Source organism: Kordia sp. E, from assembly GCF_056033805.1.
On record NZ_JBRASR010000020.1, the window covers coordinates 1 to 4825 of the forward strand.

Below are 4825 nucleotides of genomic sequence, written 5' to 3' on the forward strand. Positions count from 1 at the left end.
TATTCACGGATCTGCAATCAGGACAGCATACTATTACGGTAAGAGATACCAATGGATGTGGAGAGATTGTTAAGACCTTTGGATTGATAGACTTTATGCAGTTCTTTACACCAAATGGAGATGAGTACAACCCAACATGGAATATTATTGGATTGCAGAACCAACCTGCGGCGAAGATTTACATCTTTGATCGCTATGGAAAACTCTTAAAACAGATTAGTCCTGCTGGACCAGGATGGGATGGAACTTTTAATGGAAACATTATGCCATCAGCTGATTATTGGTTTAGAGTTGAATATGTAGATCCATTTGATGGAACTCCTAAAGAGTTTATCAATCATTTTACACTTAAGAGATAATTTACACTGAAATAAAAAAAATAAAAAAACCGAAGGAATACTACCTTCGGTTTTTTTATGAGCCAAGATTTTGTTACTTATAAGCATTTATCTAACTTTTTAAAACTAACTGATTTTCTCTAAAAAGGTAGGGTTTTATAGGCTTAAGTTGTTATATATAACATAAGATTAAATCTAAATCTTTCCCTCTATATATAACAAACCTAATCCACTCATTGTATGAGAAAATTATCTGCTCTACTAAGTATTTTATCATTATTTACATTGCACATTGTTTCTGCACAAATTACTGTCAATACTACAACACATACTTTAGACCAACTTGTTAATGATGTATTAATCAATAGTACATGTGCAAATGCTACAAATGTAACTAGTCCTAATAATAGTGAAGTTGGAGGAGATACTTTTAGGAGTTTTGGTTATTTCAATAGAGGTACTTCCAATTTCCCATTTGAAGAAGGAGTTGCATTAACAACAAGTAACATTAATCAAATTCCTGGACCCAATGATAGTGAATTGAGCCTTGGTGGTGGAGGTTGGAATGGTGATGCAGATATTGCTGCGTTACTTCAAGTACCCTTAGGTCAAACTTTTAATGCTACTGTTATAGAATTTCAATTTACTCCAACAACAGATAGATTAAGTTTTAGATATTTAATGGCCTCCGAAGAATATACTGGTATTTTCCCCTGTAGTTTTGCTGATGGATTCGCTTTTATTTTAAGTGGCCCTGGTATTCCCACAGCACAAAATTATGATCATGATGCTAACCCAGCAACTCCTGATATCAGTGTAGATTTAGGAGGGAAAAATATAGCTTTAATTCCTGGAACTAATATTCCCGTTAGTGTTACTAACATTCATAATTTAACAACTTGTGATCCTGGACAATTAGGAAGTGTAGCCTTACCTGCTTTTTTTGATGCAGCACTAAGTGGAACAGGAGCAACTGACTTTAACGGACAAACAGTTGTACTTACAGCTGAATCTGACGTAACTCCTAATGCTACTTATACTATAAAATTAGTAATTGCTGAAAATCAAGATGCAACTTTTGATTCAGGAATATTCATTGAAGCTGGAAGTTTTAATATCGGTGGAAGCTTAGGTCAAGATAGAACACTTACTAATGAAACTGCCGGATGTACTGGAGAAACAATTGTATTAGATCCAATGGTGACAGAACCAGCAGCTACATTTCGATGGTTAAAAGATGCTGTAGAGATTACTGGTGAAACAGGTCCTACTTTATCAGTTACAGATCCTGGAGTATATACAGTAGAAGTAATTATTCCTGGAGGTTGTGATATTAATGATGATATTACTATAGAATTTGCTGAAAACCCAGTAATTGCAGCAACTCCTGATAATATTTTGCAATGTGATGACAATAATGATGGTTTATGGAACTTTGATTTTACAACACTAAATGCAACAATCTTAGGAACACAAACTGTTGCAGATTTTGCAGTAAGTTATCATGCTTCTCAAGCTGATGCAGATGCAAATAATGCACCGCTTACTTTTCCATATACCAATCTAACAGCATATACAGAGGAAACAATTTTTGTTAGACTTGAAAATAATACTGCAAATAACTGTTTTGAGACTACAAGCTTCACTATTGATGTATTTGATCAGCCCACTGCAAACACAGTCGCTAATTATGAATTATGTGATAATGATGCTGATGGAGATGCTACAAACGGATTTGTAATTTTTGATTTAACAACACTAGATAATCAAGTTTTAGTAACTCAAACTGCTGCTCAATTCAATATAACATATCACGCAAATCAAACAGATGCTGATAATGATACTGCTGCTTTACCTACTTCATATACAAATACTACAGCTGGTGGAAACCTAATTGTCGTTCGTATTGAAAATATGGATAATCCTAATTGTTTCAGTACAACAACATTTAACACAGTAGTAAATCAACTACCAATGATTGTTACAGCTCCAAGTGATATTTTGCAATGTGATGATAATAATGATGGTTTATGGAATTTTGATTTTACAACATTAAACTCAGCTATATTAGGAACACAAACTGTTGCAGACTTTACAATTAGTTATCATACTTCTCAAGCTGACGCAGATACAAACAATGTGCCTCTCACTTTCCCATATACGAATCAAACTGCATATACGCTGGAAACAATTTTTGTTAGACTTGAAAACAATACAGCTAACAATTGTTATGCTACTACTAGTTTCACTATTGATGTATTCGATCAACCAACTGCAAATGTAGTCGCTAATTATGAACTCTGTGATGATACACTAGATGGTGATGACACAAACGAACTAGCAACCTTTGATCTGTCAACACTTGACATTCAGGTTTTAGGAACTCAAGATGCAACACAATTCAACATTAGTTATCATGCAAATCAGACCGATGCAAATGATAATATAAGTGCATTGCCAACAACATATATAAATACTACTACAGGAGGAAATCCTGTTGTAGTTCGAATTGAAAATGTAGATAATCCTAACTGTTTTAGCACAACAACATTTAATGTTATTGTCCACCCTTTACCCGTAATTACGACGCCTGTTTCACTACGTCAATGTGATGATGATACAGATGGACTTACTAATTTCAATCTCACAGAAGCTAATGTATTATTATCCACAGATTCTGCTAATGAAACATTTGCATTTTATACAAGTTTAATAGATGCAACAAGTAATACAAATGCTATTGCAGATCCAACAGTATATAACAGCGCTAATAATGGACAGGTTTTCGTTAGAGTTGAAACTGTAAATGGATGCTTTAGAATAGGAGAAATAGTCTTAGAAGTTGCTACTACTCAAATTCCAAGCACGTTTCAACTTTCTTATGAATTATGTGATAATGATTTAGTTGATAATGATTACAGAAATGGTATTGCCACATTTGATTTTAGTTCAGCAGAAGCTCAAATTACAGCCTTATTTCCTGTAGGACAAAACCTTACCATAACTTATTATGAAAACACAGCTGATGCCTTAGCTGAAATAAATGCTATCGCAGATATTAGCAATCACAGAAATGATGTTTCTCCAAATATGCAAACCATTGTCGTTCGTGTAGATAGTGATGATATCAATGCATGTTTAGGTTTTGGAGAACATATTACACTTACTGTAAATCCAGTACCTGATCAAAATACAATTGCTGACTTTGTAGTTTGTAGTGATATTGCTAACCAATCTACATTTGATTTAACGACTAAAAACATAGAAGCCATTAATGGTCAAGCCAATGTTTTTGTTACGTATCATGAATCTCAAGCTGAAGCAATCGCAAATACAGGAGCTATTCTTAGCCCTTACACTACATTTTCTAGAACAATTTTTGTTCGCGCAGAAAATACAGTAACAGGGTGTGTTAGCACAGATATGGATTTTGAACTTATTATCAATGAAAATCCAATAGCTATCATGCCTACTATATTACAATTATGTGATGATACTCCTTTTGATGGTTTTTATCCTATTGACCTTAGTGTGAAAAATGATGAAATTGTAGGTACGCAAACTGGAATGGCTGTTAAATATTATGCAAGTCAAGCTGATGCAGATAATGATGTCAATGAACTTGTTATTCCATATACTAATACTAGTAATCCACAAATTATATATGCACGTGTAGAAAATAATATAACTGGGTGTTTTGCTACTACTAATTTTACAGTTACAATAAATGAAACTCCAAATGCAAATTCACTTACTGCTCTAGAGTACTGTGATACAGACAATGATGGTTTTGGAATTTTTGACATTCGTAGTACAGAAAATCAGGTTACAGGCGGTGGTGTTTCTGGTGTAAATGTAACCTATCATGAAACTTTTGAAAATGCTACTAATGGAGTAAATCCATTGCCAGATAGTTATACTAATATCAATGCCTATACTCAAACAATTTATGTTCGTGTGGAGAATGGATGTTTCAATGTTGTGCCACTTGATTTAATTGTACATGATTCACCTGAGGTTGCTGCTATGGATGCAACAATTCTTGCTGAATGTGATACCGATACGGATGGAATTGCACAGTTTGATCTTACTCAAAGTGAACCAGACATTCTAAATGGAGAAGATCCATTAACGCATGATATTTCTTATTATAACACACAAGCCAATGCTGTTTTAGGAACTGGTGTAGGTCAGATCAACAATGCAAATGCCTATAGTAACATACCACCAAGTCCACAAGTGATTTGGGTACGTGTGGAGGATTTAGCCACTGGGTGTTTTACAGTGACCAATCTAACGCTTGTTGTCAATGAATTGCCAACACTTGTACAATTGCCAGGTTTAGAAGCATGTGATGCTGTTAGCCTTAATGATGGGATTGAAGTATTTGATCTAACGTCTCTTGCTGAGGACTTACTTAACAGCGCGCCAGGGATTAGTCTTGATTATTATGCCAATGCAGCGGATCTAGCTAGTGATACTCCTAT

The 4825-nt window shown here is 34.4% G+C and carries 2 protein-coding genes; both read left to right on the top strand.

The features are described from left to right. Positions 1 to 359: T9SS type B sorting domain-containing protein (locus tag ACUUYC_RS25390; protein ID WP_474270645.1), on the top strand; the 359-nt coding region annotated here is incomplete at its 5' end. Between the two features lie 219 nt (positions 360 to 578). Continuing rightward, positions 579 to 4825: choice-of-anchor L domain-containing protein (locus ACUUYC_RS25395; RefSeq protein WP_474270647.1), on the top strand; the 4247-nt coding region annotated here is incomplete at its 3' end.